This window comes from Parafrigoribacterium soli (assembly GCF_040227235.1).
Taxonomy (GTDB): Bacteria; Actinomycetota; Actinomycetes; order Actinomycetales; family Microbacteriaceae; genus Parafrigoribacterium_A; species Parafrigoribacterium_A soli.
Map to the genome: position 1 here is coordinate 353,801 of NZ_JBELNZ010000004.1, position 25,414 is coordinate 379,214.

The 25,414-nt window shown below is 65.2% G+C and carries 21 protein-coding genes; 2 read left to right on the plus strand and 19 right to left on the minus strand.

What is annotated here, in order from left to right; genetic code table 11:
* Positions 1-6 precede the first annotated feature (6 nt).
* The 19 genes from ABUA37_RS12930 to ABUA37_RS13020 all read right to left on the minus strand — a co-directional run bounded on the left by ABUA37_RS12930 (position 7) and on the right by ABUA37_RS13020 (position 22,855).
* Positions 7-897 (minus strand): carbohydrate ABC transporter permease, encoded by an 891-nt coding sequence (locus ABUA37_RS12930; RefSeq protein WP_349899616.1) that lies wholly within the window; start codon positions 895-897, stop codon positions 7-9.
* On the minus strand, positions 894-1,769 hold the full coding sequence (locus tag ABUA37_RS12935; protein ID WP_407075389.1) for a carbohydrate ABC transporter permease: 876 nt from the start codon (positions 1,767-1,769) through the stop codon (positions 894-896). The genes ABUA37_RS12930 and ABUA37_RS12935 overlap by 4 nt, the downstream gene beginning before the upstream one ends.
* 174 nt (positions 1,770-1,943) lie before the next feature.
* The gene (locus ABUA37_RS12940) at positions 1,944-3,269 is read right to left on the minus strand and encodes an ABC transporter substrate-binding protein (protein WP_349899619.1); all 1,326 of its coding nucleotides are present in this window, start codon (positions 3,267-3,269) and stop codon (positions 1,944-1,946) included.
* A 205-nt stretch (positions 3,270-3,474) separates the two neighbouring features.
* Positions 3,475-4,014: a TetR/AcrR family transcriptional regulator gene (locus tag ABUA37_RS12945; RefSeq protein WP_349899620.1), complete on the minus strand. Its 540-nt coding sequence runs from the start codon at positions 4,012-4,014 to the stop codon at positions 3,475-3,477.
* Positions 4,011-5,288: a saccharopine dehydrogenase family protein gene (locus tag ABUA37_RS12950; RefSeq protein WP_349899621.1), complete on the minus strand. Its 1,278-nt coding sequence runs from the start codon at positions 5,286-5,288 to the stop codon at positions 4,011-4,013. The genes ABUA37_RS12945 and ABUA37_RS12950 overlap by 4 nt, the downstream gene beginning before the upstream one ends.
* A gap of 44 nt (positions 5,289-5,332) precedes the next feature.
* Entirely contained in the window at positions 5,333-6,010 is a 678-nt protein-coding gene (locus tag ABUA37_RS12955) for a phosphatase PAP2 family protein (protein ID WP_349899622.1), read from the minus strand.
* A 44-nt stretch (positions 6,011-6,054) separates the two neighbouring features.
* A complete protein-coding gene (locus ABUA37_RS12960; protein ID WP_349899623.1) occupies positions 6,055-7,038 on the minus strand; it encodes an arabinan endo-1,5-alpha-L-arabinosidase in 984 nt (327 codons plus the stop codon).
* Between the two features lie 11 nt (positions 7,039-7,049).
* A complete protein-coding gene (arfA, locus tag ABUA37_RS12965) occupies positions 7,050-8,561 on the minus strand; it encodes an arabinosylfuranosidase ArfA (protein WP_349899624.1) in 1,512 nt (503 codons plus the stop codon).
* Between the two features lie 41 nt (positions 8,562-8,602).
* On the minus strand, positions 8,603-9,511 hold the full coding sequence (locus ABUA37_RS12970; protein WP_349899626.1) for a carbohydrate ABC transporter permease: 909 nt from the start codon (positions 9,509-9,511) through the stop codon (positions 8,603-8,605).
* Positions 9,508-10,377: a carbohydrate ABC transporter permease gene (locus ABUA37_RS12975; RefSeq protein WP_349899627.1), complete on the minus strand. Its 870-nt coding sequence runs from the start codon at positions 10,375-10,377 to the stop codon at positions 9,508-9,510. Before ABUA37_RS12975 ends, ABUA37_RS12970 begins: the two co-directional genes overlap by 4 nt.
* Before the next feature lie 204 nt (positions 10,378-10,581).
* Positions 10,582-11,952 (minus strand): extracellular solute-binding protein, encoded by a 1,371-nt coding sequence (locus tag ABUA37_RS12980; RefSeq protein WP_349899629.1) that lies wholly within the window; start codon positions 11,950-11,952, stop codon positions 10,582-10,584.
* A gap of 154 nt (positions 11,953-12,106) precedes the next feature.
* Positions 12,107-13,126 (minus strand): LacI family DNA-binding transcriptional regulator, encoded by a 1,020-nt coding sequence (locus tag ABUA37_RS12985; RefSeq protein WP_349899630.1) that lies wholly within the window; start codon positions 13,124-13,126, stop codon positions 12,107-12,109.
* A 73-nt stretch (positions 13,127-13,199) separates the two neighbouring features.
* Positions 13,200-14,429, minus strand: a complete 1,230-nt coding sequence (locus ABUA37_RS12990) for a multidrug effflux MFS transporter (RefSeq protein ID WP_349899631.1) — start codon at positions 14,427-14,429, stop codon at positions 13,200-13,202.
* A complete protein-coding gene (locus tag ABUA37_RS12995) occupies positions 14,426-15,859 on the minus strand; it encodes a GH1 family beta-glucosidase (protein WP_349899632.1) in 1,434 nt (477 codons plus the stop codon). Before ABUA37_RS12995 ends, ABUA37_RS12990 begins: the two co-directional genes overlap by 4 nt.
* Before the next feature lie 41 nt (positions 15,860-15,900).
* Positions 15,901-17,076: an ROK family transcriptional regulator gene (locus tag ABUA37_RS13000; RefSeq protein WP_349899633.1), complete on the minus strand. Its 1,176-nt coding sequence runs from the start codon at positions 17,074-17,076 to the stop codon at positions 15,901-15,903.
* A gap of 58 nt (positions 17,077-17,134) precedes the next feature.
* Entirely contained in the window at positions 17,135-19,555 is a 2,421-nt protein-coding gene (locus ABUA37_RS13005; RefSeq protein WP_349899634.1) for a beta-xylosidase/alpha-l-arabinosidase, read from the minus strand.
* A gap of 100 nt (positions 19,556-19,655) precedes the next feature.
* A complete protein-coding gene (locus ABUA37_RS13010; RefSeq protein ID WP_349899635.1) occupies positions 19,656-20,528 on the minus strand; it encodes a carbohydrate ABC transporter permease in 873 nt (290 codons plus the stop codon).
* A complete protein-coding gene (locus ABUA37_RS13015) occupies positions 20,528-21,553 on the minus strand; it encodes a carbohydrate ABC transporter permease (protein WP_349899636.1) in 1,026 nt (341 codons plus the stop codon). Before ABUA37_RS13015 ends, ABUA37_RS13010 begins: the two co-directional genes overlap by 1 nt.
* A 9-nt stretch (positions 21,554-21,562) precedes the next feature.
* On the minus strand, positions 21,563-22,855 hold the full coding sequence (locus ABUA37_RS13020; protein WP_349899637.1) for an ABC transporter substrate-binding protein: 1,293 nt from the start codon (positions 22,853-22,855) through the stop codon (positions 21,563-21,565).
* 146 nt (positions 22,856-23,001) lie between these two features.
* Here ABUA37_RS13020 and ABUA37_RS13025 point away from each other — a divergent pair, with 146 nt between their 5' ends.
* Entirely contained in the window at positions 23,002-24,087 is a 1,086-nt protein-coding gene (locus ABUA37_RS13025; protein ID WP_349899638.1) for a LacI family DNA-binding transcriptional regulator, read from the plus strand.
* A gap of 112 nt (positions 24,088-24,199) precedes the next feature.
* Positions 24,200-25,393, plus strand: a complete 1,194-nt coding sequence (gene xylA / locus ABUA37_RS13030) for a xylose isomerase (protein ID WP_349899639.1) — start codon at positions 24,200-24,202, stop codon at positions 25,391-25,393.
* Positions 25,394-25,414 lie beyond the last annotated feature (21 nt).

Genomic DNA, 25,414 nt, shown 5'->3' on the forward strand with positions numbered 1-25,414 from the left:
CCGTAACTACTTGACCGCGCCTGCGGTGATGCCCCTGGTCAGGGTGCGCTGGAAGATGAGGAAGAAGATGAGCGTGGGGATGAGACCGAGCAGCGCCGAGGCACTGGTCGTCGTCACATCCATGAGCCTGTCGCCCTGCAGCACGGCGATCGCCACCGGCACCGTCTGGTTGTCATTGCTCACCAGGAAGGTCAGTGGAATGAGGAACTCGTTCCAGGTCCAGATGAAGAAGAAGATGACGAGCACAGAGAGGGTCGGCCGCGAGATGGGCACGATCACCCGCCACAGAATCTGCCAGCGACCGGCGCCGTCGAGCGACGCTGCCTCGAGCAGTTCCTTGGGGAACGTGCCGTACACCGACGACAGTAGGTAGGTACCGAACGCGCTCTGGATGACCGTGAAGATGATGATCACTGACCACACGTTGTCGTAGAGGCCCACCTGCTTGAACATGTAGTACAGCGGGTAGAGCAGCGCCTCCTGGGGGATCATGTTCGCGAGCAGGAACAGGATGATGACCCAGGTCCTGCCGCGCACGCGCCCGATTCCGATGGCGAAGGCATTCAGCACCGAGAGCAGCACGGCCGCGATCGCGACGACGCTGCTGATGAGGAAGCTGTTCCACAGCTTCTCGGGAAAGTTGACCCTGGTCCAGAAGTTCTCGATGCCGTGGAAGTACAGCTGCGTCGGAAGGGTCAGCGGTCCGGAACCGGCATAGTCCGCCGGGGACTTGAACGAGTTGATCACGATGATCAGGAACGGCACCGCGATCAGGAAGCCGATCACGATCGCCCCGACGAGAATGATCCAGTCGGCAACCGTGCGCTTGGTGCGGTGCTTGTGCGGCGCGACCTCGCGCGGCGCGCTCGCGGTTCTGTTGACGGTGGTCGTACTCATCGAACCTCACGCTCCGAACGCTCGACGGCGTTTTGCGCCTTGATGAAGATGATCACGAGCACGACGATCAGCAGGGTGAGGGCGGTCGCGATGGTCGCACCGTAGCCCACCTGCTGGTTCTGGAAGAACTCGCTGTACGAGTAGTAGCTCGGCACGATGGTCGAGGTGCCCGGGCCGCCTCGAGTGAGGATGTAGATGGGCGCGAACACCTTGAGCGCGGCGATCGTGCAGGTGAGCGCGACCACGAAGATCTCGGGGCGGATGATGTTGACCGTGATTGCGCGGAACCTCTGGAACCAGCCGGCGCCATCCAGTTCCGCGGCCTCGTAGAGCTCCGGATCGACACGCTGCAGCGCCGCCATGAAGATGACGACGGGGTAGCCGAGCTGCACCCAGACCATCACGAACATGATGCTGATCAGCGCCGTGTCAGGGCTGCCGAGCCAGTTGTGCTGCAGGCCGCCGAGCCCGAACGCCTTCAGCACGATGTTGAGCGCGCCGTTCTCGGGCCTGAGGATCCAGCCGATCACGATGGCCGCGACAGCGACGGGGAGGATCTGCGGCAGGTAGTAGGTCGCGCGCAGGAAGCTTGCCAGGCGCCCGCCGAACTTCTTGCCCACCAGGTCGAACAGCATGGCGGCCAACAGCAGACCGAGCAGCGTCGGCACGATGACCATGGCCACGATCATCCAGATGCTGTTGAGGAAGGACGTCCAGAACTTCGAATCCTGGAACAGGTCCGTCCAGTTCTCGAGGCCGATGAAGACGGGTGGCAGGATGCCGCGCCACGACGTGAAGCTGAGGTAAATGTTCCACACCAGCGGGATCAGGATGATGATCGCGAACAGCACGAAGCCCGGAATCAAGTACAGCCAGAATCCCCCGTTGCCGCGGCCTCGTCCGCTGTGGGGCAGGAGGGATTCATCCGCGTGCCTCTTTCTGACACGTTCGGGTCGCACGAACGGCACGGTTGCCACTGCTGCTCCTCAGATCGTCGAATGATGAACCGATGCCGGGGCGGCTTGCGCGCCGCCCCGGCCCGGGAATTACCTGGTGATGTCGTCGACGCCCGACTGGTACTCGCCGCCCAGTTCGGAGAGAACCGCCTTGGTCGACTTGGTGCCGTTGACGAGCTCCTGCAGACCTGCGTTCAGCTGGTCGTAGAAGGTCGGCGTGGGCCAGTCGGGGTAGAAACCGATGCCGTCCTGCCCGGTGAGCGTGTTGAAGTTGTCGATCAACTCCTTGCTCTTCGGGTCGGTGATGGCGGAGGCGTCGGCCGCGACGGGGATGCCGCCGCTGTTACCCATGAGGTTCTGGATCTTCTTGCTCATCGTGATGTCGATGAACTTGTAGGCCAGGTCCTTGTTCTTCGACTTGGTCGGAACGACCCAGATGTTGCCCGAGGAACCCGGAGCCATCTTCGAACCGGGGAAGAGGAACGTGCCCCAGTCGAAGCTCGTTGCCTGGGTGGTGAAGCGGTTGTACCACCAGCTGCCCGAGTAGAAGATCGGGTACTTGCCGCTGATCCAGCTTGTGCCGGCGTCCTCTGCCTTCAGGCCCGCGGCATCCTTGCTGATGTAGCCCTTGTCCACCCAGTCCTTGATGGTGTTGGCGGCGAAGGTGACCTCGGGGCCGGTCCAGTCCACCTTGCCCTTGTAGAGCTGGTAGTCATCCACCCACGAGCGGTTGGCCTTGCTCAGCGCGAGCTGGTAAAACAGCTGGCCAAGCGGGTACTCCGCGGCCGACTCGGCCAGAGGGGTGACGCCGTTGTCCTTGAAGGTCTTGAGCGCGGCCTCGAACTCGGAGAAGGTCTTCGGCACCTCGATGTTGTACTTCTTGAACATGTCCTTGTTGTAGTAGACCTCGACGTACTCACCGTAGTTCGGGATGCCGTACCAATTGCCCGAGCCCATCACGCCCTTGGCGTCGTAGCGAGCGGTGGTCTGCAGCGAGGGGGCGAGCTTCTTGTCCCAGTTGTAGGCCTTTACCGCGGCGTTCATGTTGCTCAGCAGGCCCTGGCTCGAGAGCAGGCCGGCCGTGGCGTTGCCTTTGTTGTATTCGAGGATGTCTGGGGCGGCGTTCGAGTTGAGCACCTGGCTCGCGGTCGAGCGGATCTGCTCGAACGACTTCGCCTCGTACTTGACCTTGGCGCCGGTTTCGCTCTCGAACTCCTTGATGGCCTCGTTCCAGGCGATTCCCATCGCGCTCGTCGGGTCTTCGTAGTCCCACAGCGTGAGCGTCTTGCCCTTGCCGTCGGGATTCGTGTTGACCTTGCCCGAATCGGCCGTCGAACCGCTGCCGCCGGAACATCCGGCAAGTAACATCGCGCCGGTGACCAGTATGGCCGCGGCTGCGAGCTGCCTCTTTCGCATTCTGTACCTCCTTGTAAAGAGGAGCGCCGCCTCTGCAGGCCTGGCAGCCACTCCGGTGCCGTGCTGATCGAGCCCGCGACTACACCGGGTTCTACAGCAATGTTTCCGGTAACATTACCGGTAACATCACGGCATAAACAAGGATTTTGTTGCCGAGAACCGCAAATTGGTTTACGCCCGCTGGCCCGCGGGAGTGTCGGCAGGCTCAGCCGAGCTCGGCAGACAGCCTCTCGATCAGGATTTCCCAAATCCTGTCCACGTCGACGGCCGCCTCGTAGCGGCCGGCCAGCTCGAGCGTGAGCAGGCCGTGGGCCCAGGCCCAGAAACTGGTGGCCACAGAAGGGTCGTCGAAGAGGCTGCGGTAGGTCTCGCCCCGGGCCATGTATGCCTCGGCAGACAGCGTCGGCGGCAGCGGTCGCTCGTGCATGAGCCGATACAACTGCGGATGCCGATGGCCGAAGTCGCGATACGCGCGCACCAGCATTTCCACGATCATCCTTCGCGTCGGGGCCGGACCCAGCGCGGACATGGCGCGCGCGGTGGTGTCGCCCTGCATCCGAAACCCGATCTCGATGAGTCGCGCCTCGATGTCTGCCTTGCCGTCGAACTGCTTGTACAGCGACGGCGGCTTCACGCCCGCGGCTCGTGCCACCTCGACGATGCTGAACGCCTCGAGTCCGTTGCGTTCGAGAACGCCGAGGGCCAACTCCAGCACCTCGTCGCTCCGCACCGAACGCGGACTCATGGCTGCAGCGCCCTCTCTTCCATCCCCCACGGTTGCCCGTATCCGCCGTCGCTCTGTGGCCGGGCCATGAGTTCGAGGTACAGGTCGGCGGGGAAGGCCTCTGGTCCCAGCACCCCTCGCCCGTTCCACTCCCCCGTCGAGAGAAGTTCCATCGCGATCACCGGGTTCAGAGCCGTCTGCCACACCACGCACTGGCATTCGTACTCGGCCATCGTCCACTCGTTGTCGCTCACGTGGTACAGGTAGGTCTCGCGCCGCTCACCATCGGTGCCGACGCCCGTCACGAGCACGCCCGCGCAGGTCTTGCCCGTCATCCGCGGGCCGATGGTGGCCGGATCCGGCAGGCCCGCGGCTACCACATCGCGTGGCGCGACGTCGACCGGGCCGGACGCGGAACGCACTCGCACCGGGTCCGTCTTGTCGAGTCCCAGCTGGTGCAGCGTCTTGAGGATGCCGATGAACTCGTTGCCGAGCCCGTACTTGAAGGTGACGCGCTTCGCGTCCACCCAGCGCGGCATCAGCATCACCTCCTCGTGTTCCACGTTCACGCATTCGACCGCGCCGATGCCCTCGGGAAACTCGAACACCTCCGGCTCGCTGAACGGCTCGGTCGTGTACCAGCCGCGATCCCTCTCCCAGATCACGGGCGGGTTCAGGCACTCCTCGATCGTCGTCCAGATACTGAAGGATGGCGCGAAGATCTCGTTGCCGGCCTCGTCGCGCACCACGAGGTTCGCCCCGTCACGCACAGCAAGCTCGTCGATCTCGCTGAACAGGTGGTCGGCGGCGAAGCGCGCGAACACGTCGCTGAGGCCCGGCTCGACACCGATGCCGACGAGCGCGAGCAGGCCGGCCGTCTCCCAGTCCGGCGCCTGCGCAAACTGGTCGTCGCCGAGCTTCACACCGGTCTGGGCGTGCGGGTCGGTCGGATGCGGCTCCGACAGGCTCATGGCCATGTCGAGGTAGTTCGCGCCCGCGGCGAGCGCACCCGCGAAGATCGTCGGCACGAACTTCGGTTCAACGGCGTTCATGACGTGGGTGGCACCGTGCTCGAGCGCGACGGATGCGACGCTATCCGGATCTGAGGCGTCGATCTGCGCCGCGACGAAGCGCCCGTTCTGCGGCCCGTGCTTGGCTTCGATCCAGGCGATCGTGCGCTCGGCACGCAATTCGTCGTAGTCGCTCACGACCATGACGTCGAAGAAATCGCGCCTCGCGGCGATCTTCGCGATCGCGTCGCCGACGCCACCGGCCCCGATCAGGAGAATTCTCATGGGGAAACGTTACCGGTAGACCGCGCCGCAGCGCCCAGCCGAGCTCAGGAGGTCGGGGCGGGCCGTTCGCTCCGCAGTCTGCTCGCCAGCGGAGCCCACACGATCACGGCGACCGCCGCACCGAGCAGCAGGCCGCCGAGGGTGTCGGTGAGCCAGTGCACGCCGAGGTAGGTGCGGCTCAGCATCATGAGCACCGTGTAGACCACTCCGGCGATCCAGACCCAGGTGCGCCAGAAGATCAGGATGAACACGGCGGCCATCGTCGCGGCATTTGCCACGTGCCCCGAGGGGAACGAGCCGGCATCGGATGCCACCAGCTGGTCGATGGGCCTCGCCCGCCCCATCAGGTCCTTGAGCAGTTGCACGAGCCCGACGCTGGCACCGGTCGCCACGGCGAAGAACAGCGCCGACCAGAAGCGCCGCAGCAGACAAAGGATCGCGATGATCGCGATGGGCACGACGAACGTGGCGAACCATCCGCCGCCGAGAAAGTTCATCGCGAGCGCGGGCGCCTGCCAGAATGGGCTGCGGTGCTCGACGATCTCGTCCATCCACTCGGTGTCGATCTCGGTCGCGCCGGCGCGGGCCATGATGAGGAGGCCGCCGCCCACCACGAGAGCGACCGCGGCCAGGCCGCTGACAATCGGCCAGAACCGCGAAACGCGTCGTGTCGTCTGCGCGGAGGGACCGGCCTTGGCGGCGTCGTGGGGTTCTTCGGACATCCATCCACGGTAGCCACCGCGCCTAGGTGTTCGCCGAGGGCGCGTCAGCGCAGGACCGGCCAGCCTTCGGCGTCCCAGCTGAGCTTCTCGATCGCCAGGGTCGGTGCGCCGCCGTTGTTCGCGTCGTAGTAGTGCCAGGCCAGGTAGCCGCGGGAGTATGACTCGCCGCCTGGGCCGATGCGCGTGCCCTTCGACTTGAGCAACGAGGTTCCGCCGTTCTGCAGCATGGGCACCCCTGCTCGATCGACATAGGGCCCGGTCGCCTTCTTCGATCGGCCGACAGCCATGTTGTAGGTGCTTCCGAGGCCCTTGCAGCAGAAGTCCCGGGAGACGATGAGAAAGTACTCGCCGGCGTGCGGCACGACGGTGGCGCCCTCGATCGCGTTCGGCGGGGCACCCCGGTCGGCCAGGCGCAGTGGCACGTCGTGGTCGGCCCTCAGCCCGCTCGGCCAGTCGAGCTTCACCATGCGGATGCCGCTCCAGAAGGACCCGAACGCCATCCAGGGGGTACCGGCGGCATCCTCGACGATCGCCGGGTCGATGGCGTTGAAGTCGTCGCTCTTCTCGGAGCCGATCACCTCGCCGCGGTCGACCCACTTGTAGTGGGCGGAGTGCTTGTCGAGCGTGGTGTTCGTCGCGAGCGCGATGGCCGAGCGGTTGGAGCCGAAGGTCGATGCCGCGTAGTAGAGGTACCAGAGGCCGTCGTGCTGATAGAGCTCCGGTGCCCAGAGGTTGCCGACGCCGGGCACGGCCTTCTCAAGCCAGGCCGGCTTGGTCTTCCACACCGTTCCGACGAAACTCCAGGACCTGCCGTCCTCGGAGGTTCTGACCTGAATGTTGCCGTCGCCCACGACGGGGTCGCCGGTCGAGAACACGAACCACGGATGCCCGGAATCCCCGGCAACGATCGCCGGGTCGTGCGTTCCAAGGTCTCCACTCAGCGCCAGGGGGCCGCCTGGCTGGGAGCATCCGGAAAGGCCAGCGAGGATGGCCACCGAGGCGACGATCCCGGCAATCCGTGCCGCCATCGCGTGACGCATCAGCCGAGCGAGAGTGCCGTCCACGACACGGGCGGCAGGGTGACCGTGAGCGTTCCGCCCTCGATCACCGCGCTGTCGTTCGCCGTGAGCCCGACGCGTTCCTGCGCATCAAGCGTGTTCTTGGCGTAGACGTCCTCGTCACTCAGGGTCTGCGCGTCGAGCACGCGAACGCCCGCGAGAGCCTGGATGTCGATCGTCACCGTGGTCTCCTGCGACTGGTCGCGATTGACGAGGAAGACGGCGGTGCGGCCGGTCTCCTCATCGAGCGTGGCCACCGCATCCACGAGAGCGACCTCACCATAGGCCTCGGTCGAGTAGCTTTCCGAGTCGAGCTTCACCTCGAGGGCAACCCCCCTGGCGAGCTGCGAGGTGAGTGCGAACGGGAAGAAGGTGGTCTGTCGCCAGCTGTCACCGCCCGGCTCCGTCATGATCGGGGCGATCACGTTGACGAGCTGCGCGAGGGATGCCGAGGTCACCCGATCGGCATGCTTCAGCAGCGAGATGAGCAGGCTGCCCACCACCACCGCGTCGGCAACCGAATAAGCGTCCTCCAGGAGGCGCGGCGCAACCGGCCAGTTGTCGAGACCATCGATCTTGTCGACGTCGTGGTAGCGGTCGATATACCAGACGTTCCACTCGTCGAACGAGATGTTGATGGTCTTGTCGCTGCCGCGCACGGCCTTCACGTGGTCAGCGGTCACCACCACGGACTCGATGAAGCGATCCATATCGACGGCGGAGGCGAGAAAGCTGCCGAGGTCGCCGTCCTTCTCCTCGTAATAGGCGTGACAGGAGATGTAGTCGACATCGTCGTAAGTGTGGCTGAGCACGACGCGCTCCCACTCGCCGAAGGTCGGCATGTGCGCGCCGGACGAGCCACAGACGACGAGTTCGAGGGAGGGGTCGAGCTGCCGCATCGCCTTCGCCGCTTGCGACGCGATCTTGCCGTAGTCATCCGCCGAGCGGTGGCCGAGCTGCCACGGGCCGTCCATCTCGTTGCCGAGACACCACATCTTCACCCCGAAGGCATCCGTCTTGCCGTTGGCGACGCGCTGGTCGGACAGCGCCGTGCCCGAGCGGATGTTGGAGTATTCGAGCAGGTCGAGTGCCTCGAGCGTGCCCCGGGTTCCGAGATTCACGGCGAGCATCAGTTCGCTGCCCACCTTGTCGAGCCAGGAGGAGAACTCGTGCAAGCCCACCTCGTTGGTCTCGGTCGAGTGCCACGCGAGGTCGAGCCTGCGCGGGCGCTCGGCGCGAGGACCTACGCTGTCTTCCCAGCGGAAGCCCGAGACGAAGTTGCCGCCCGGGTAGCGGATGGTCGAGACGCCGAGCTCCCTGACCAGCTCGATGACATCTTCGCGAAAGCCCTCGGCATCCGCGGTCGGGTGCCCCGGCTCGTAGATGCCGTCGTAGACGCAGCGTCCCAGGTGCTCGACGAAGGAGCCGAAAAGCCTCCGGTTGACTTCGCCGACCCTGAAGTGCGGGTCGATGGTGAGGTGCGCGAGCGACATGTGCTTCTTTCGAGTTGAGGTGACGGTGGAGAAAGGCGGCACTACTTGAGGCTGCCGAGCGAGAGTCCGCCCTGCCAGTACTTCTGCAGTGACAGGAAGGCAATGACGAGCGGGACGACCGACACCAGCGAACCGACGATGATGAGCCCCCAGAGCGAGTGGCCTCCGCCATTGTTCGCCGAGGCCTGGCCCTGCCAGAGCCCGAGGCCGACGGTGATCGGAAACAACCGGGTGTCAGACAGCATGGCGAGAGGGAGAAAGTAGTTGTTCCAGCACCCGACGATGGACAGCAGCAGCACCGTGATGAACGCGGGCCGCAACTGCGGCAGCGCGACCTGTGCGAAGGTGCGAAATTCTCCGGCGCCGTCGACCCTCGCGGCGTCGAGGAGCTCATTCGGCACCGCATCCGCCGTATAGACCTGCATGAGATAGACGCCGAAGGGGTTCAGCAGGGACGGCAGGATGACCGCCCAGATCGTGTCGGTGAGTCCGAGGCCCGAGAGCAGCACGAAGGTCGGAATCACGAGCGCGGTCAGCGGCACCATGACCGACCCGAGCAGGAGCGCAAAGGAGAAGCTACGACCCCTGAAGCGGTACTTGGCGAACCCATAGCCGGCCAGCACCGCCAGAACGGTGGCCCCGATGCCGCCGGCGAGTGCGTAGAACAGCGAGTTCCCGAGCCAGCGGAGATAGATGCCGTCGTTGTAGGTGAAGAGGTCGACGAGATTGGGAATGAGCGCGAAGCTCTTGTCGAACCACATCGCACCGGCCGAGCCGTTGAACAGCCCGCCGACATCCTTGGTGCTGGCGACAATGAGCCACCAGACCGGAATCAGAAAGTAGACGACGAGCGCACCCAGAAAAAGGTGGGGCAGGAGGAACCCGCGTCGGCGCTTCTTCCCATCCCGCGAGCGGTCGATCGAGGGGATTCGGGCAGAGGTGGTCGTCATGACAGGATGCTCCCGCGCTTGCGAGTGAGGAAGAGAAAGATGTACACGGCGATGAACACGATGATGCCGAGGGCGAAGGAGATCGCCGACGCGTAGTTGAAGTTCGCGTACGAAAAGGCCTGCGTGAAGGCGTAGAGGTTAGGTGTGAAATCGGGCGTTATCGAGCCGTTCGACACGAGCCTCAGGATCGCCGGCTCCGTGAAGAACTGCAGGGTACCGATCAGCGCGAATACCAAGATGAGAACGAGCGCCGAGCTGACCATCGGTATCTTGATCCGCAGCGCGACCTGCCTGGCGTTGGCCCCATCGATTCTGGCGGCCTCGTACAGGGAAGGATCAATGCCCTGAAGCGCCGCGTAAATGATGATCATGTAGTAGCCCGCCCACTGCCAGGTCACCACGTTCATCAGCCCACCAAAGATGTTGTCGGGCGACAGCGGGAACGGCGCCGACGCACCGAAGAGACCGAACAGTTGCTGGAGCGGGCCGAAGGTCGGGCTGTAGAGAAAGCCCCACATGAGCGCCCCGATAACCGCGGGGATGGCATAGGGCAGGAAGATCATGAGTCGGGCGAACCGGGCGAACCGGGTCGTGATCGCGTCGAGCACCAGGGCTAACGAGAGCGACACGAGCATCTGCACCGGTATCAGTACGAGGGCAAAACGGACCACGAACCAGATCCCACCGAGGAAGGACGGATCAGTGAACGCTTTGACGTAGTTGTCTGCACCGGAGAAAATCGTGCCCGTCGCCAGCCCCTTGCTGAACAGGCTCAGGTAGAAGGCATAGCCAAGAGGTGCGACGAGAAAGACGAGGAAGACGACCGCGAACGGGCCCACGAAGAGCCACCCGGTCAGCGAGCGCATGCGCCGACCTGACCCCCGCGCCGTGCCCTTCCTTGCGCCCGACGCCCCCGAGCCGCGAAGCGGCGAGGGCGCAGGGATCGCTTGTACGTTTGCCATTCGACGATCCTTCGTGGAGTCGGAGGTGAGTAAGGGTTCGTGAGGTGCTCACCGGTCCCGGAGCGGTGACTCCGGGACCGGTGACGCCCCTGCTACTTCTCGGTGTCGCTACTTCTCGGTGACGGTGAAGCCCTGCGACTTCGCGTACTTGACGATCTTCGCCTGCAGCTCGGTTGCGGCATCCGCCCCACTGATCTTGCCCGCGTTGATCTTCACGGCTACTGCTTGCAGCTGCGCGTAGTAGTACACGGTGATCGGCGCGTAGACAAAGCCCTTATAGGCGTTCTCCGCAGGGATGTACACGTCCTTGTTCGCCGTCTGGCCATTGAAGAACTCGGACTTGTTGTTGATGAACTCCTCGGACTTCAGCACGCTCTGGTTGAGCGGGAAGATGACCTGGTTCTTCCAGCCGTCCGCGAGCGAATCAGGGTCGGCGTACAACCCCATGGCCACCTCCGCCGCGAGCTTCTTGTTGGTGGCCTGGCTGGTCACCGCGAATGCCGAGCCACCCCAGTTGACGGAAACCGGGTTCGCCTTGTCCCACTGCGGCAGCGGCGCAACCGCCCAGACGCCCTTCGATGCTCCGACGCCGACGCCCGCACCTGTCAGGTACCCGGGTGCCCAGGCCGCCGAGGTGTACGTGGCGTACTTGCCACCGACGACACCGGAGATGTAGTCCGTGGTGAACTGGTCCTGGGTGCCGACGAGGCCCTTCTTGACGAGGCCTGCCCAGTAGTCGAGAACATCCTTCGACGCTTGGTCATCCAGCTTGATCGAGAGCTTCTTCGGATCCTTGAGGTCGTACTTAAAGGGCTCTGCGCCCTTCTGAATCTGCAGCGCCATGATCTCGGCAGGCACGTTGGCGCCGAAGTCACCGAAGACGGGTCCGCCGGCGGCCTTCACCTTCGCGGCATCCGCTGCGTACTCCTCCCAGGTGGTGGGTGGCGTCGTGACGCCGTACTTCTCGAACACGTCGGTGCGGTAGATGAGGGCCATCGGGCCACCGTCGACCGGTATGGCGTAGACCGACGAGCCCTGGGAGACGTCCTTCCATGCGCCCTCGCTGAAGTTGTCCTTGACCTTGTCGGCGCCGTACTTGCTGATGTCGACGAGCGCGTTCTGGATCTCGTAACTCGAGAGGTGGTCGGCCTCGAGCATGACGACATCGGGAAGACCCTTGCCCGCCGAGATCGCCGTCTGCACCTTGGTGTACTCGTCATTGCCCTGGCCGACGTTGTTCCAGCAGACCTGAACGTCTTTGTGGCCCTTGTTGAAGTTGTCGACGACCTTGGCCATGTTGGGGTACCAGGCCCACACCGAGACCTGCGGTGCATCCTTGTAGACCATCTTGTTGGTGCAGTTGGTGAGCTTGGGGCTCGTGCCCTTGTCGGAGGTCGTTCCTCCTCCGCCCGAGCAGGCCGCGAGCATGGCGGCGATGGCGAGTGCGGAGACAACCGCACCCAGAGCTTTCTTCTTCACTGTGGTTCCCTTCGATTGCTTCATTGCGAGGACTTCATCGTCTGAAGGTGGTGCCGTTTTACAACGTTGTAGGAAAACGTTGTAGGAAAACGTTGTAGAAGACATCATGCAGACTGCGAATGCGGCCTGTCAAGAGAAAAAACGCGACGTCGTCTCAGGAGGCGGTCGCGCTCGATTCGCGCTCGACCACGCGGAACTCCGAGAGGTGCCGCCGGGGAGCCAGCCCGGATTTCGGGTTCGCGATTCGCTCTTTGAGGTAGCGCACAGCCACCTCGGCGATCTCGTCTCGCCCCGGCTGGATCGACGACAGGGTTGGCAGCGTATAGCGGGTCTCGTCGATGTCGTCGAAGCCGATAACAGCAACATCGGTGGGGATGCGGATGCCCGCCTCCTGCATCACGCGCATGGCGCCGAGCGCGATCAGGTCGTTGAACGCAACGACCCCGTCGAACTCCACGCCGGAGTCGAGTAGTTGCTTCATCGAGGTCGCCCCTTCGGAGCGGAACCAGCCTCCGACCTCGCCGACCAGGCACTCGTCGAACGCGAGACCCGCCTCCTCGAGCGCCTCCCGATACCCGGTGAGCCGAAGTCCCGCGGAGCCAATGACCTCGCCGCGATGAGCGCCGAGCGCCACCAGCCGCCGCCTCCCCTGCGCGAGCAGGTGCTGCGTCGCCGCCTTCGAGCCCTCGGCGTTGCGCATGGTGACGTGGTCGGCGGGTCCATGAAACATCCGCTCGCCCAGTAGCACCATCGGCGTCACCACATCATCGAGCAGGTGCGCGTCGTCGTCGCCGAGGCCGAGCACGCTGTACAAGATGCCGTCGACCGCCTGGGCGCGCGCTCCGTGCAGCAGTTGCAGCTCGCGCTCGCGGTCGCCGTCGGACTGCTCGATGATCACCGAGAGGCCCTCCCTGCCCGCGGCCCGCATCACGGCATCCGCCAGTTCCGCGAAGTAGGGGTTACGCAGCACGGGGATGATGAGGCTGATGACACCCGTGCGACCAGAGCGCAGCCCTCTGGCCGAGAGGTTCGGGTGGTAGCCGAGCTTCGCGATCGCATCTTCGACCCGCTGCTTCGTCTCGGCACGGATGTAGGGGTAGTCGTTGATGACGTTCGACACCGTCTTGATCGAGACCCCGGCCTCGCGCGCAACGTCGTGCATCGTCGTCGCCATCCGTACCCCTCCCGCGAAATTGTGCCGACGTCAGGACACTACATCGTTGTAGCCCGTCGCGAGGGGATGTGCGTCAGCGGGAGAGCGCGGGCACCGAGCGCGGGCGCACCACGAGCCACATGACGAAGAGCGAGACCACTGACGTGCAGATCATCACCCCTCCCATCGGCACGGCGCTCGTGACGCCGAACAGGCCGACGATCGGCGAGATCACGCCGGCCGAGCCGAAGTTCACGGCACCCATGACCGAGGCCGCCGTTGCCGCCTCTCCGCCGTGCCCGGCGAGCGCGAGCACCTGCTGAGTGGGGAACGCGAATCCGCAGGCGGTGATGAAGAACCAGAGCGGCACGAGGATGCCGTAGAGGCCAACACTGTTGAGGTCGAGCACCACGATCACCGTCGCCGAGGCGAGCATGAGGAGCACCGCGCCGAGCAGGATCCACTGCGGAGCCACGTACTTGGCCAGCCGCGAGCTCGCCTGCACACCGAACACGACGCCGATCGAGTTGACGGCGAACAGCAGTCCGAACTCCTGGGCCGACATCCCGTAGATCTGCTGGAACAACAGCGGTGCCACCGAAAGGTACGCGAACAGGCCGGAGAAGGTCATGCCGGCGATGATGATCGTGCCGACGTACACGCGATCGGAGAACAGGGCACGAAAGCGCTGGGCCATGGTGCTGTGACCGGCGTCGGCGCGACGGGCCGCCGGTTGGGTCTCCACGAGGAAGAACACCGCGGCGATCGCGACCAGCACGCCATAGATCGTGAGGAAGACGAAGATGCCGCGCCACTCCACGATGCGCAGCAGCTGCGAGCCGATGACGGGGGCCAGGATGGGCGCGAGCCCGCTGACCAGCGCCAGTCTCGACAGCATCCGCACGAGGGGAAGCCCACCGAAGAGGTCCCGCACCATAGCCATCGCCACGACGCCACCGCCGGCCGCGCCCATGCCCTGCAGCAGCCGGAAGACGCCGACCCAGACGACATCGGGCGACAGCACGATGCCGAGACTGGCGCCGATGTGCACGAGCGTCGCGATGATGAGCGGCATCCGGCGGCCCACCTTGTCGCTCCACGGGCCCACGAGCAGTTGCCCGATGGCGAAGCCGATCGTGGTCGCAGTGAGCGTGAGCTGCACGGCGACCGCGGTCGTGTTGAGGTCGGCCTCGACCGCGGGGAACGCGGGAAGGTAGAGGTCTACCGAAAACGGGCCGAGCGCGGTGAGAGCACCGAGCACGAGAACATAGACGAGCCTCTGGCGATTCGAGAGCGAATCGCCAGGGTGTACAACGGTGGTCAAATAGCGGTCTCTTCGGGGATCGTGTTGCTGAACGCGAGCTCCGAGTACCACTTGGCGCTGTCTTTAACCGTGCGCTCGAGGGTGTCGTAGTCCACCCGCACGATGCCGAAGCGCTTGCTGAAGCCGTAGCCCCACTCGAAGTTGTCGAAGAGCGACCAGACGAGATACCCGCGGATGTCGACGCCCCGCTGCATCGCGCGGTGCACCGCCGTGATGTGGCGCCTGAGGTAGTCGATGCGGTCGATGTCGTGGATCGCACCGTCGACGACCACGTCGTCGAAGGCGACGCCGTTCTCGGTGATCGCGAGCGGCAGTTCGGGGAACTCCTCGTGCACGTCCATGAGTAACTGCTCGAATCCGTCCGGCGCGATGTTCCAGCCCATCGCCGTGTACGGGCCCGCCTGCTGCACGAACTCCACGGCACCCGCGCTCGGCCAGGGCGTTCCCGCCGCCGGCTTGTGTCCGTCGCCGGCGGAGCGATCGCTCACGCCGTCCCACATCCGCACCGTGGTGGTGGAGTAGTAGTTCACGCCGAGGAAGTCGATCGGCTGGTGGATGATCTCGAGGTCGCCATCCCGGACGAAGCCCCAATCGGTGATGGAGGCGGTGTCCTCGAACAGGTCGGTCGGATACGCGCCATGCAGCAGCGGACCGGTGAAGGCGCGGTTGGCGAGCGCGTCGATGCGGCGCACCGCTTCCGCACCCGTGTCGCCGACGCCGCGCAGGGCGTGCAGATTGAGCGTGATCGAGAACTGCGGGTCGTTCGTCACGACGCGGCGCAGCTCCTGCAGCGCCAGACCGTGCGCGAGGTTCAGGTGGTGCACCGCCGTGAGGGCGGCGAGGTCCTCCGTGCGTCCGGGCGCGTGGGCACCGGAGCCGTAGCCGAGGTACGCCGTGCACCACGGCTCGTTGAGGGTGGTCCAGGTGTGCACGCGGTCACCGAGCGCCTTGCCGATCACCGCCGCGTACTCGGCGAAGCGGTACGCGGTGTCGCGGTTCGGCCATCCGCCCGCGTCTTCGAGCGGCTGCGGGAGGTCCCAGTGATACAGAGTGGCGATGGGGCGGATGCCTCGCGCGAGCAGTCCGTCGACCAGCCTCGAGTAGAAGTCGATGCCGGCCTGGTTCACCGGGCCCGCGCCGGTCGGAATGATCCGTGACCAGGCGATGGAGAAGCGGTAGGCCTTGAGTCCCAGCTGCTTCATCAGGTCGAGGTCGGCCTCGAGCAGGTGGTAGTGGTCATCCGCCACGTCACCGGTGGTGCCATCGCTGATGCGCCCGGGAGTGTGCGAGAAGGTGTCCCAGATCGATGGACCGCGGCCGTCCTCGTTCCAGGCGCCTTCCACCTGGTAGGCGGCCGTCGCCGAGCCGAAGAAGAAGTCCTCCGGAAAGACCAGTCCGGAGTCGCGATAGTCAGCGTTGCCTGCGGTCATAGTGCCCCCTCATGGTCCAGCAAGATAGCGGTGGAACCAGTCTAGGCCGCGGGGTTCGCGAGCAATTCCGCGAACGCGAGTTCCGCTGCACCGATCATCAGGATCGCGCTGCCGAGCTCCGCTCTCCTGATCTCGATGTGCTCGGTGACGGCGGCCATCGCGCTCGCGCGCATGGCCTCGTCGAGCACCTCGGGTGCCGCCGAATACAGCGAGCCGAGGAAGCCACCGAGCACGATGAGCTGCGGATTGAAGATGTTGGCGCTGTTGCCGAGCGCCCGTCCCAGGTAGCCGAGCTGCCGGTGCACGAGCTCGACGAGTGCTGCGGATGGCGCTGCCCCGGCTTCAAAGGCGGCCTGCAGTTCGTCGTCCAGCCGCTCCGCATCTCCCGCGGCAAGGCCGAGCGCCGTGAGCAGTGGCGCACGCGAGACCTCGGTCTCCAGACATCCGCTCGACCCGCAGTGACAGCGCGCGCCCGCGCTGTTCACCATGGTGTGGCCGATCTCGCCGGCGAATCCCGAGGCTCCGCGCAGGAGTTCGCCGCGGGTGATGACACCGCCACCGATGCCGCTCGCGCCACCGTTCAGGTAGATCATCTCGTCGACGCCGCGGCCCGCGCCGAACGCCCGCTCGGCGATGGCTCCCGCGTTGGCGTCGTTCGCCGAGGTCACGGGGAATCCGGTGGCCGCCTCGACGAGCTCGGCGAGCGGCTCGTCGGTCCAGCCGAGGTGTGGTGCAACGCTCACCCGGCCGTCGCTCTCGCGCACGAGGCCCGGAACCGCGAGGCCGATGCCCACGATCCGGTAGTCGTCGCCGAGCTCGTCGCGCAGTTCGCTCACGACCGTGGCGATCACCTCCACGGCCTCCTGCACGGACGGCACGCGCGCGGTATCGCGGCGAATGCGGCGCAGCACCTTTCCGCCGAGCGCGACGAGGCCGACCTCGACCGCATCCAGTTCGGGGTGCACGGCGATCGCAACCGTGCGCTCGCTCGGCCGGATGATGAGACTGGGGCGCCCCACGCGCTTGGTCGGATCCGGCTCGCTCTCGACCACGAGACCGCGCTCGCCGAGTTCGGCGACGAGCGCCGCGATTGTCGAGCGGTTGAGCCCGGTCTGTCGCGTGAGCCAGGCGCGCGAGGGCGAGCCGTTCGCGTGCACGAGCCGCAGCACCGTCGAGAGGTTGCGCCGTCGCACCTGGTCGAGGTTGTCGCCGTTCACCTAACTCCTCACGTCATGCCGCCATCACCCTATCGGCCGCGCGAGCCGTTCGACGGGGTCAGCCCGCCAACTCGGATGCTTCGACCGCCTCGTCCGCGCGCGCGAGAACCTCGCGCGGATCGTCCATGGTCACCTCGTGCACCCCTCCGGTGATGACAACGGTCGCTCTCGGGGTTGCGCTGCCGGGAAGCTCTCGAACCGCGGCGCGCTTCTCGCTCACGATCGCGCCTCCCGTCGTCTCGGTCCGTTCCTCGGTCGCCGCGGCGGCAGCGTGCGAGCCCACCCAGACCTCGACGTCTCCCGGCTCGACGATCTTGATCATCCGTCGGTCGCTGAATGCGAATCGGGTGGTCGGCACCGTGAAGGTCAATCGCACACTCTCGCCCGGCTCGAGTTCCACGCGCGCGTAACCGAGCAGCTGCACCGTGGGCCTCGTGATCGAGGCGCGCACGTCGCGCCCGTACAGCTGCACCGTGTGCGCACCGGCGAGCGCACCAGAATTCGTGACCACGACGGATGCCGTGAAGACTTCGCCGGCATCGACCGTGGAGTCGACGGCGAGGTCCGAATACTCGAAAGAGGTGTACGAGAGCCCGAAACCGAAGGGGCGCAGCGGCGTCGGGTCTGTCGCCGTCACATCCGATGCCCCGCCGAGGATCGGGTGCAGGTAGCTGTACGGCTGCGCGCCCGCCGAGCGGGGCATCGAGACGGGAAGACGCCCGGAGGGATTGACGGTGCCGGTGATGACATCGGCGATCGCGAGGCCACCCGCCTCGCCCGGAAAGAAGGCCTGCAGCACCGCGCCCGGCTTCGCGGCCGAACCGTCGAGCGCCCAGCCGACGGCGTACGGGCGGCCGGTGAGCAGCACCATGACGACCGGGGTGCCGGTGGCAACCACGGCTTCGACGAGCTTGCGCTGCACGCCCGGCAGCTCGAGTGACTCGGAGTCGTTGCCCTCACCGACGGTGCCGCGCCCGAAGAGCCCGGCCTGGTCGCCGACCACGACGATGGCCACGTCTGCGTCGGTGGCTGCGGCGACCGCCTCGACGAATCCGGACTCGTCGTCGCCTTCGACGGCGCAGCCCTCGGAGAAGACGAAGCGGGGAGCCGCGAGCTCTGCCGATGCGAAGGCGCCTGGCAGGGCATCCAGAACCGTCGGGATGTCGATGCCGAGCGGCAGGTCCGGGTGGTGCGCGAGAACGTGGTTGGCGAAGGAGTAGCAGCCCTGCAGGGCCTGCGCGCGGTCGGCGTTCGGGCCGATAACCGCGACCGTCGACGGCGCCGTCTGACCACCTAGCGGCAGCACCCCGTCGTTGGAGAGCAGCACGACGGACTCCTCCGCGAGTCGTCGCGCGAGCTCCCGATGGCGCGGCGAGTCCAGGTCGATCTGCGCGGGTGCCTCATTCTCGAAGGCGTCAGCGTCGAGCAGGCCGAGCTCCTCCTTCTGTGCGAGCGCGCGCAGCACGGCACGATCGACGTACGCCTCATCGAAGAGTCCGGCGCGGATCCGTTCGGCGAGCGGCGCGAGATAGGCGTCACCCGTCGGCAGTTCGATGTCGATGCCTGCCTCGAGCGCGAGTGCCGCGGCCTCACCGCGGTCGGCCGCGACCGCGTGCATGACCTCGAGGAACGCGACGGCGAAGTAGTCGGCGACGACCACGCCGTCGAATCCGAGACGCTCGCGAAGCAGCCCGGTGAAGAAGTCGGCGTTGGCGGCCATCGGCACGCCGTCGACCTCGGTGTACGAGTTCATCACTGACTTCGCCCCGCCATCGAGGATCGCCATCTCGAACGGCGGCAGGAAGACATCCGCAATCTCGCGCGGCCCCGCGTGCACCGGTGCGTGGTTGCGTCCGGACTGCGAGGCGGAATATCCGAGGAAGTGCTTGAGCGTCGCCTGCACGCCACCAGCCTGCAGCCCGCGCACATATGCCGTGCCGACGGTGCCGACAAGGTACGGGTCTTCGCCGATGCACTCCTCCACCCGCCCCCAACGCGGATCGCGGATGACATCGAGCACGGGAGCAAGGCCCTGGTGGATGCCGAGTTCCCTCATCGACTCACCGATGGTGCGCGCCATCTCCTCGACGAGCGCCGGGTCGAATGCGGCTCCCCAGGCGAGCGGAGTGGGAAAGGCCGCGGCCTTCCACGCCGCGAGACCGGTCAGGCATTCCTCGTGCACCAGGGCCGGGATGCCGAGCCGGGTCTCGCGTTTCAGTCGCCGCTGCTCCGCCCACAGCCACGCGGCGCGATCGACCGGTTCGACGGGACGCGTGCCATAGACACGGGTGTAGTGGCCGATGCCGTGACGGGTCACCTCGCCGAGGTCGCCCGCGGGCTTCTGCCCTGCGGCCATCTCGCCCTGCATCGGCGCGACGAGTCCGTTCTGGTCGAGCCAGTAGCCCACGATCTGCGCGAGCTTTTCTTCGAGCGTCATGGACTGGTGCAGTGCGCGCACGCGCTCGGACACAGTGGGCATGGAGGGAACGGCGACACTCACGGGTTTATCTCTTTCGCTCGGGATAGGGCCGACTCGGGTTCCGCGCGGCGCCGTTTCCGGTCCAGCACCGCGCGGACTTCTATCCCTTGACCGCCCCGGTCAAGCCGCCAACAATGCGTCGCTGGAAGATCGCAAAGAAAATCAGCGCGGGGATCATGGAAAGCGAGGTGAACGCTAGAACTTTAGCGGTGTCGACCGAATACTGTGAGGCGAATGCCTGCACGCCGAGCGGCAGCGTGAATGACGCCGGGTCGTTGAGAAGGAACAGCGGCAGCAGGTAGGCGTTCCAGCTTCCGATGAAGGCGAGGATGCCCGTGGTCACCACACCCGGAACCGACAGCGGCACGACCATCCGGAAGAAGAACCCGAGTTTACTTGCGCCGTCTATCGCCGCCGCCTCCTCGAGCTCATCGGGAATCGCCCTGAGGAAGGGAACCAGGATGATGACGGTCACCGGCAGGCCGAAACCGATCTGCGGCAGGATCACCCCCGCGAGGTTGTTCGTCAGGCCCAGGTCCCGCACCACGATGTAGAGCGGTGTGATCGCCACGGTCATCGGGAACATCAGCCCGGCGGCGAACAGCGAGTACATGGCACCTCGCCCGCGGAACTGATAGCGCGCGAGCACAAAGCTCACCATCAGTCCCAGGGCGACGACGCCGAAAGTGGTGACGAGACCGACGAGCGCGGAGTTACCGACTTCCCGCCAGAACGTCACACCCGTGAGCACATTCAGATAGTTCGTGATCTGCCACGGATTCGGGAGTCCGGCAGGTGAGGAGGTGATCTGCGAATTATCGCGGAATCCTCCAATCACGATGAACAGCACAGGAGCGAGGCATACGGCGATGAAAAGCAGCGAGATGAAGTAGACGGTCGGGCTTCCCCACTCGCTGCGATGTCGGGTTCGCGCCCCTCGCTGCGGCGCTGCGGTGCCTGTCGTGACTGCCATTACTTGTTCCTCTCCGTGAGTGCGCCCGCGGTATCGCGCCGCAACACAAAACGTTGATAGATCAGCGCAATGACGAGCGAGATCACGAACATGACCACGGCCACAGCGTTGCCATACCCGTAGTTGCCTGAGGTGCGGCCGTTGGCGACCATGTATGTCGCCATGGTCGAAACGCCGGCCGTCGAGGCGATGTACTGCCCCCAGATGATGTAGACGAGGTCGAAGAGCTGAAGCGAACCGATGATCGAGAGGAACGCCCAGATGCGGATCGTCGGTCCGAGCAGCGGCAGGGTGATGCTGCGCTGCACCTGCCAGTAGCTCGCGCCATCGATTGCTGCCGCCTCGAACAGTTCCTCTGGGATGCTTTGCAACCCGGCAAGAAAGAGGATGACGGCGAAACCGATGTACTTCCACGAGATGATGAACATGAGCGACCAGATGGCAATGTCGGGATTCGACAGCCAATCTGCTCTGAATGCTCCGAGTCCGACGGCCTGCAGCAGGTCGTTCACGGCGCCGGATGTCTGAAGCATCAGGCTCCAGCCGGTGCCGACAATCACCTCTGAAATGACGTACGGCACGAAGATCAAGACACGTACGAGCGAACGCCCCCTGAACGTGCGATTGAGCAAGAGCGCCAGAAGTATCGCCGCCGGCCCCTGGAGGACCAGCGACAGCACGACAATGACGCCATTGTGGAGCAGCACATTGTGGAACTCGGGGTCGGTGAGAATGACCTTGTAGTTGCCCAGCCCGACGAAATCCAGCGGCGGCCCAAAGCCCTTCCATCGATAGAAGCCGTAGTACGCCGCGAGCACGACCGGAAAGATGACGAAGCCGACGAACATGATGATCGCGGGGCCGGAGAGCAGCACGATCTCGAGTCGCTTGCGCCGATCCGCGATCCGTCGCTTGGGCCGCTTGGTGGCGGAGGTTGACACGCGAAGCGCATCAACCCCCGCCGACTGCGGCCCCTGAGCCAGCCCCGGCTCGAACACCGGGGCCGAGCGGAGGGATTCACTCATGGTTGCGGGCTAACCCTTTGCCGCGGCCTGCTCGACGGTCTTGATGATGTCGGCGGGCGAACCCTTGCCTGCCAGCATGTTCACGACACCGACGTTGAGCGCGTTGCCGACATTCTGGCCGTAGAGCGTGTCGAGGAACTGCGAGGCGTATGGCGCGCTGTTGAAGGCCTTGATCGAGTCCGTGAGGTACGACTCGGTGATGACGCCTTGAGCAGCTTTGTTGACGGGAATGGCGTTGAAAGCCTTGTAGTAGGCCTCCTGCACCTTCTTCGTCGTGGCGTAGTTGAGGAATTCCGCGCACTCCTTCGGTGCCTTCGCCGAGCATGAGTCGCCGCCGACCGCACCCATGATGGCTCCGGCTTCGCCGTCACCACCCTTGATCGAAGGGAACGGGAACCAGCCAAGGTCGGGGAGCGGCTTCTGGTCCGGCGTGAGGGACGCGATGACACCCGGGTCCCACGAGCCCATCAGTTCCATCGCCGCCTTGTGGTTCGCCACGAGGCCGGCAGAACTGCCCGCACCCTGCTGAGCCGGTGTGGTGAGGAAGCCACTGTTGAAGGGCGTGGTGTCGCTAAAGGCTTTGAGGTCCTCGCCTGCCTTGGTCCAGCAAGGGTTGTCAAACTTGAATGTCGTCGCCGCCTTGTCCAGGGTCGACTTGCTGCACTCGCGCAGCGCGAAGTTGTAGTACCAGTGCGCAGCGGGCCAGGCGTCCTTCGCTCCGACGGCTATCGGCGCAACGCCGGCTGCCTTGAGCTTGGTAACGGCGGCATTCAGCTCGTCCATCGTGGCGGGTGGAGCGGTGATACCCGCCTTCTCGAAGAGATCCTTGCTGTAGTAAATGCCTTCCGGGGCAACGCTGATAGGCATCGCGTAGAGCTTGCCGTCAATGGACTGGCTCTTGAACGCACCCTCGCCGATAGCCTTCTTCGTGGCGTCGTCGACCAAGTTGGTGAGGTCCTGAAGCTGGCCTGCAGCTGCCATCGCCGCCATCTTGCCGCCACCGCGTTGCAGGAAGATGTCGGGTGCGTCCCCCGAGTTCAGGGCTGTCTGCAGCTTGGCATCGAGGTCTTCGTTCTGAATGGTCTGGATCTTGATGGTGACGTTCGGGTGGCTCGCCTCGAATTCCTTGACCGTGTTCTGCCAAAACGCCTTGCCGGGGCCGGTGGTCGAGTTGTCCCAGAAGGACATGGCGACCTTGCCATCGTTCGACGCATTGTCGTTTCCGCTGCCGGAACAGCCGGTAGCGAGCAATGCCGTGCTCAGAGCGAGCGCGAGAACACCCGCGACTCGATATTTCCTCATCATTGTGGAAACTCCTTGTGTGGTGGTGGACACCGGCAGCGGTCTGCCGTGAGACGAGGATGACACCCGTCCGGGGGTATGTCAATCGATATCGATAACGTTTTCGAACCGCATCCTCACGAGACCTAAAGCTGTACTGTGATGCCATGGGCACCGAGGTTGACGAACCCGCCGCGCGCGAGTCGACCGTCGCGCTTGCGGCCGCTCCGTCGCTCATACCTTCACGCGAGCTCGGGCGGGTGACGATCGGAGACGTGGCTCGAGCCGCAGGTGTATCGATCCCCACCGTCTCCAAGGTCATCAACCGCCGCTACGGAGTCGCCGAGGAGACGTCGAAGCGCGTCTTGGAAGTTGTAGCGATGCTCGGGTACGAAAGCTCGCTCGTGGCAAGCAGCCTGCGGCGGCGACGCACGAATGTCATCGGCATCCTTGTCGCCGAGTTCGAGTCCTTCTCGGCCGAGCTGCTCAAGGGCATCTCGGCAGCGGCCATCGGCACCGGCTACGAGCTGCTCGCATACTCGGGCCTCGCCACGGGCGAAGACCGCACGGGCTGGGAGCACCGCTCCCTGTCGCGACTGGCCGGCACGCTCATCGACGGAGCCATCATCGTGACGCCGACGGTGCTCATGCCGACGACGTCAATTCCGGCCATCGCGATCGATCCTCACAGCGGGCCGGGCGGCCCATCCACGATCGACTCCGACAGCACGGGCGGTGCTCGCGTCGCCACCGAGCATCTCATCGGTCTCGGCCACCGCCGGATCGCACACATCCGAGGTCGAGGCGATCTGGCATCCGCACAATTGCGTGAGAGTGGCTACCGGGATTCACTCGAGGCGGCGGGCATCGACTTCGACCCAACGCTGGTGCGCGAGGGCGGGTACCAGGCTGCGTTGACCGAGGCAGCAACGCGCGAACTTCTCACCCTGCGCAACCGGCCCACCGCCGTCTTCGCGGCGAACGACATGTCAGCGATCAGCGTGCTCAACGTCGCGCGGGAACTCGGGCTTCGCGTGCCGCAAGACCTCTCCGTCATCGGCTTTGACGATATTCCCGAGGCCGCTCGCTCGACACCCCCTCTCACGACCGTGGCCCAGCCCCTGCACGAACTGGGGGCACAGGCGCTCGGCATGCTCATTCGCAGGCTCGATGGCCAGGAGGTTCCCCGACATGTGCAGCTCCCCACCGAACTCGTGATCCGGTCGAGCACCGGGCCGGCTCCCGCGCGGTGACCACGGTTTCAGCCAGATAAATCATCCGGACGGCTATCGAAATCTCAACAGCAAGCTGTAATATGTTTTTCAAGCCAACAAACTATTTATGGCAACGAAAGTTAGGAACACCATGGCACTGCAGCCAACGCGCGACGACAAATTCTCCTTCGGTCTGTGGACCATCGGATACAACGGCACCGACCCGTTCGGCGGTCCCACCCGTCCCCCGCTCGACGTCGTCGAGGCCGTGACCAGGCTCGCCGAGATCGGCGCATACGGCCTCACCTTCCACGACGACGACCTCTTCCCCTTCGGCTCAACGGATGCCGAGCGCCAGAAGCAGATCGACCGCCTCAAGCAGGCCCTCGCCGACACCGGCCTCATCATTCCGATGGTCACCACCAACCTGTTCAGCGCGCCCGTGTTTAAGGACGGCGGCTTCACCTCGAACGACCGCGACGTGCGCCGCTTCGCGATGCGCAAGGCGCTCCGCCAGCTCGACCTCGGCGCCGAGCTCGGTGCCAAGACCTTCGTCATGTGGGGCGGCCGCGAGGGCGCGGAGTACGACTCCGCCAAGGACCTGCAGGGTGCGCTCGAGCGCTACCGCGAGGGCGTTAACCTGTTCGCCCAGTACGTCACCGACAAGGGCTACGACATCCGCTTCGCCATCGAGCCGAAGCCGAACGAGCCTCGCGGCGACATCATGCTGCCCACCGTCGGCCACGCCCTGGCGTTCATCGAGACCCTCGAGCGCCCGGAGCTGTTCGGCGTGAACCCCGAGGTCGGACACGAGCAGATGGCCGGCCTCAACTTCGCCGCCGGCATCGCTCAGGCGCTCTACCAGGGCAAGCTGTTCCACATCGACCTCAACGGCCAGCGCGGCATCAAGTACGACCAGGACCTCGTGTTCGCCCACGGCGACCTGGCCAACGCCTTCGCCCTCGTCGACCTGCTCGAAAACGGCGGTCCGGATGGCGGCCAGGCCTACACGGGTCCGCGCCACTTCGACTACAAGCCGAGCCGCACAGAAGACATCACCGGTGTCTGGGACTCGGCTCGCGCCAACATCCAGAACTACCTGCTGCTCAAGGAGCGCGCGAAGGCGTTCCGCGCGGACCCCGAGGTGCAGGAGGCTCTCGCCGCCTCGCGCGTGCCGGAGATCCAGGTGCCGACGCTCGGCGAGGGCGAGGGCTACGCCGAACTGTTGGCCGACCGTTCCGCGTTCGAGGACTTCGACGCCGACTCGTACTTCGGTGCGAAGGGCTTCGGCTTCGTGCGCCTCAACCAGCTGGCGCTCGAGCACCTCATGGGCGCCCGCGGCTAAGTTGATCGCACAGCGGGGAGG

Coding starts and splice junctions, on each gene's coding strand:
- ABUA37_RS13010 (WP_349899635.1), bottom strand. CDS start 20,528: ATGGCAGTCACGACAGGCACCGCAGCGCCGCAGCGAGGGGCGCGAACC.
- ABUA37_RS12975 (WP_349899627.1), bottom strand. CDS start 10,377: ATGCGCTCGCTGACCGGGTGGCTCTTCGTGGGCCCGTTCGCGGTCGTC.
- ABUA37_RS13025 (WP_349899638.1), top strand. CDS start 23,002: ATGGGCACCGAGGTTGACGAACCCGCCGCGCGCGAGTCGACCGTCGCG.
- xylA (WP_349899639.1), top strand. CDS start 24,200: ATGGCACTGCAGCCAACGCGCGACGACAAATTCTCCTTCGGTCTGTGG.
- ABUA37_RS12930 (WP_349899616.1), bottom strand. CDS start 897: ATGAGTACGACCACCGTCAACAGAACCGCGAGCGCGCCGCGCGAGGTC.
- ABUA37_RS13005 (WP_349899634.1), bottom strand. CDS start 19,555: ATGCCCACTGTGTCCGAGCGCGTGCGCGCACTGCACCAGTCCATGACG.
- ABUA37_RS12960 (WP_349899623.1), bottom strand. CDS start 7,038: ATGGCGGCACGGATTGCCGGGATCGTCGCCTCGGTGGCCATCCTCGCT.
- arfA (WP_349899624.1), bottom strand. CDS start 8,561: ATGTCGCTCGCGCACCTCACCATCGACCCGCACTTCAGGGTCGGCGAA.
- ABUA37_RS12955 (WP_349899622.1), bottom strand. CDS start 6,010: ATGTCCGAAGAACCCCACGACGCCGCCAAGGCCGGTCCCTCCGCGCAG.
- ABUA37_RS12950 (WP_349899621.1), bottom strand. CDS start 5,288: ATGAGAATTCTCCTGATCGGGGCCGGTGGCGTCGGCGACGCGATCGCG.
- ABUA37_RS12985 (WP_349899630.1), bottom strand. CDS start 13,126: ATGGCGACGACGATGCACGACGTTGCGCGCGAGGCCGGGGTCTCGATC.
- ABUA37_RS13015 (WP_349899636.1), bottom strand. CDS start 21,553: ATGAGTGAATCCCTCCGCTCGGCCCCGGTGTTCGAGCCGGGGCTGGCT.
- ABUA37_RS12945 (WP_349899620.1), bottom strand. CDS start 4,014: ATGAGTCCGCGTTCGGTGCGGAGCGACGAGGTGCTGGAGTTGGCCCTC.
- ABUA37_RS12940 (WP_349899619.1), bottom strand. CDS start 3,269: ATGCGAAAGAGGCAGCTCGCAGCCGCGGCCATACTGGTCACCGGCGCG.
- ABUA37_RS12995 (WP_349899632.1), bottom strand. CDS start 15,859: ATGACCGCAGGCAACGCTGACTATCGCGACTCCGGACTGGTCTTTCCG.
- ABUA37_RS12970 (WP_349899626.1), bottom strand. CDS start 9,511: ATGACGACCACCTCTGCCCGAATCCCCTCGATCGACCGCTCGCGGGAT.
- ABUA37_RS13020 (WP_349899637.1), bottom strand. CDS start 22,855: ATGAGGAAATATCGAGTCGCGGGTGTTCTCGCGCTCGCTCTGAGCACG.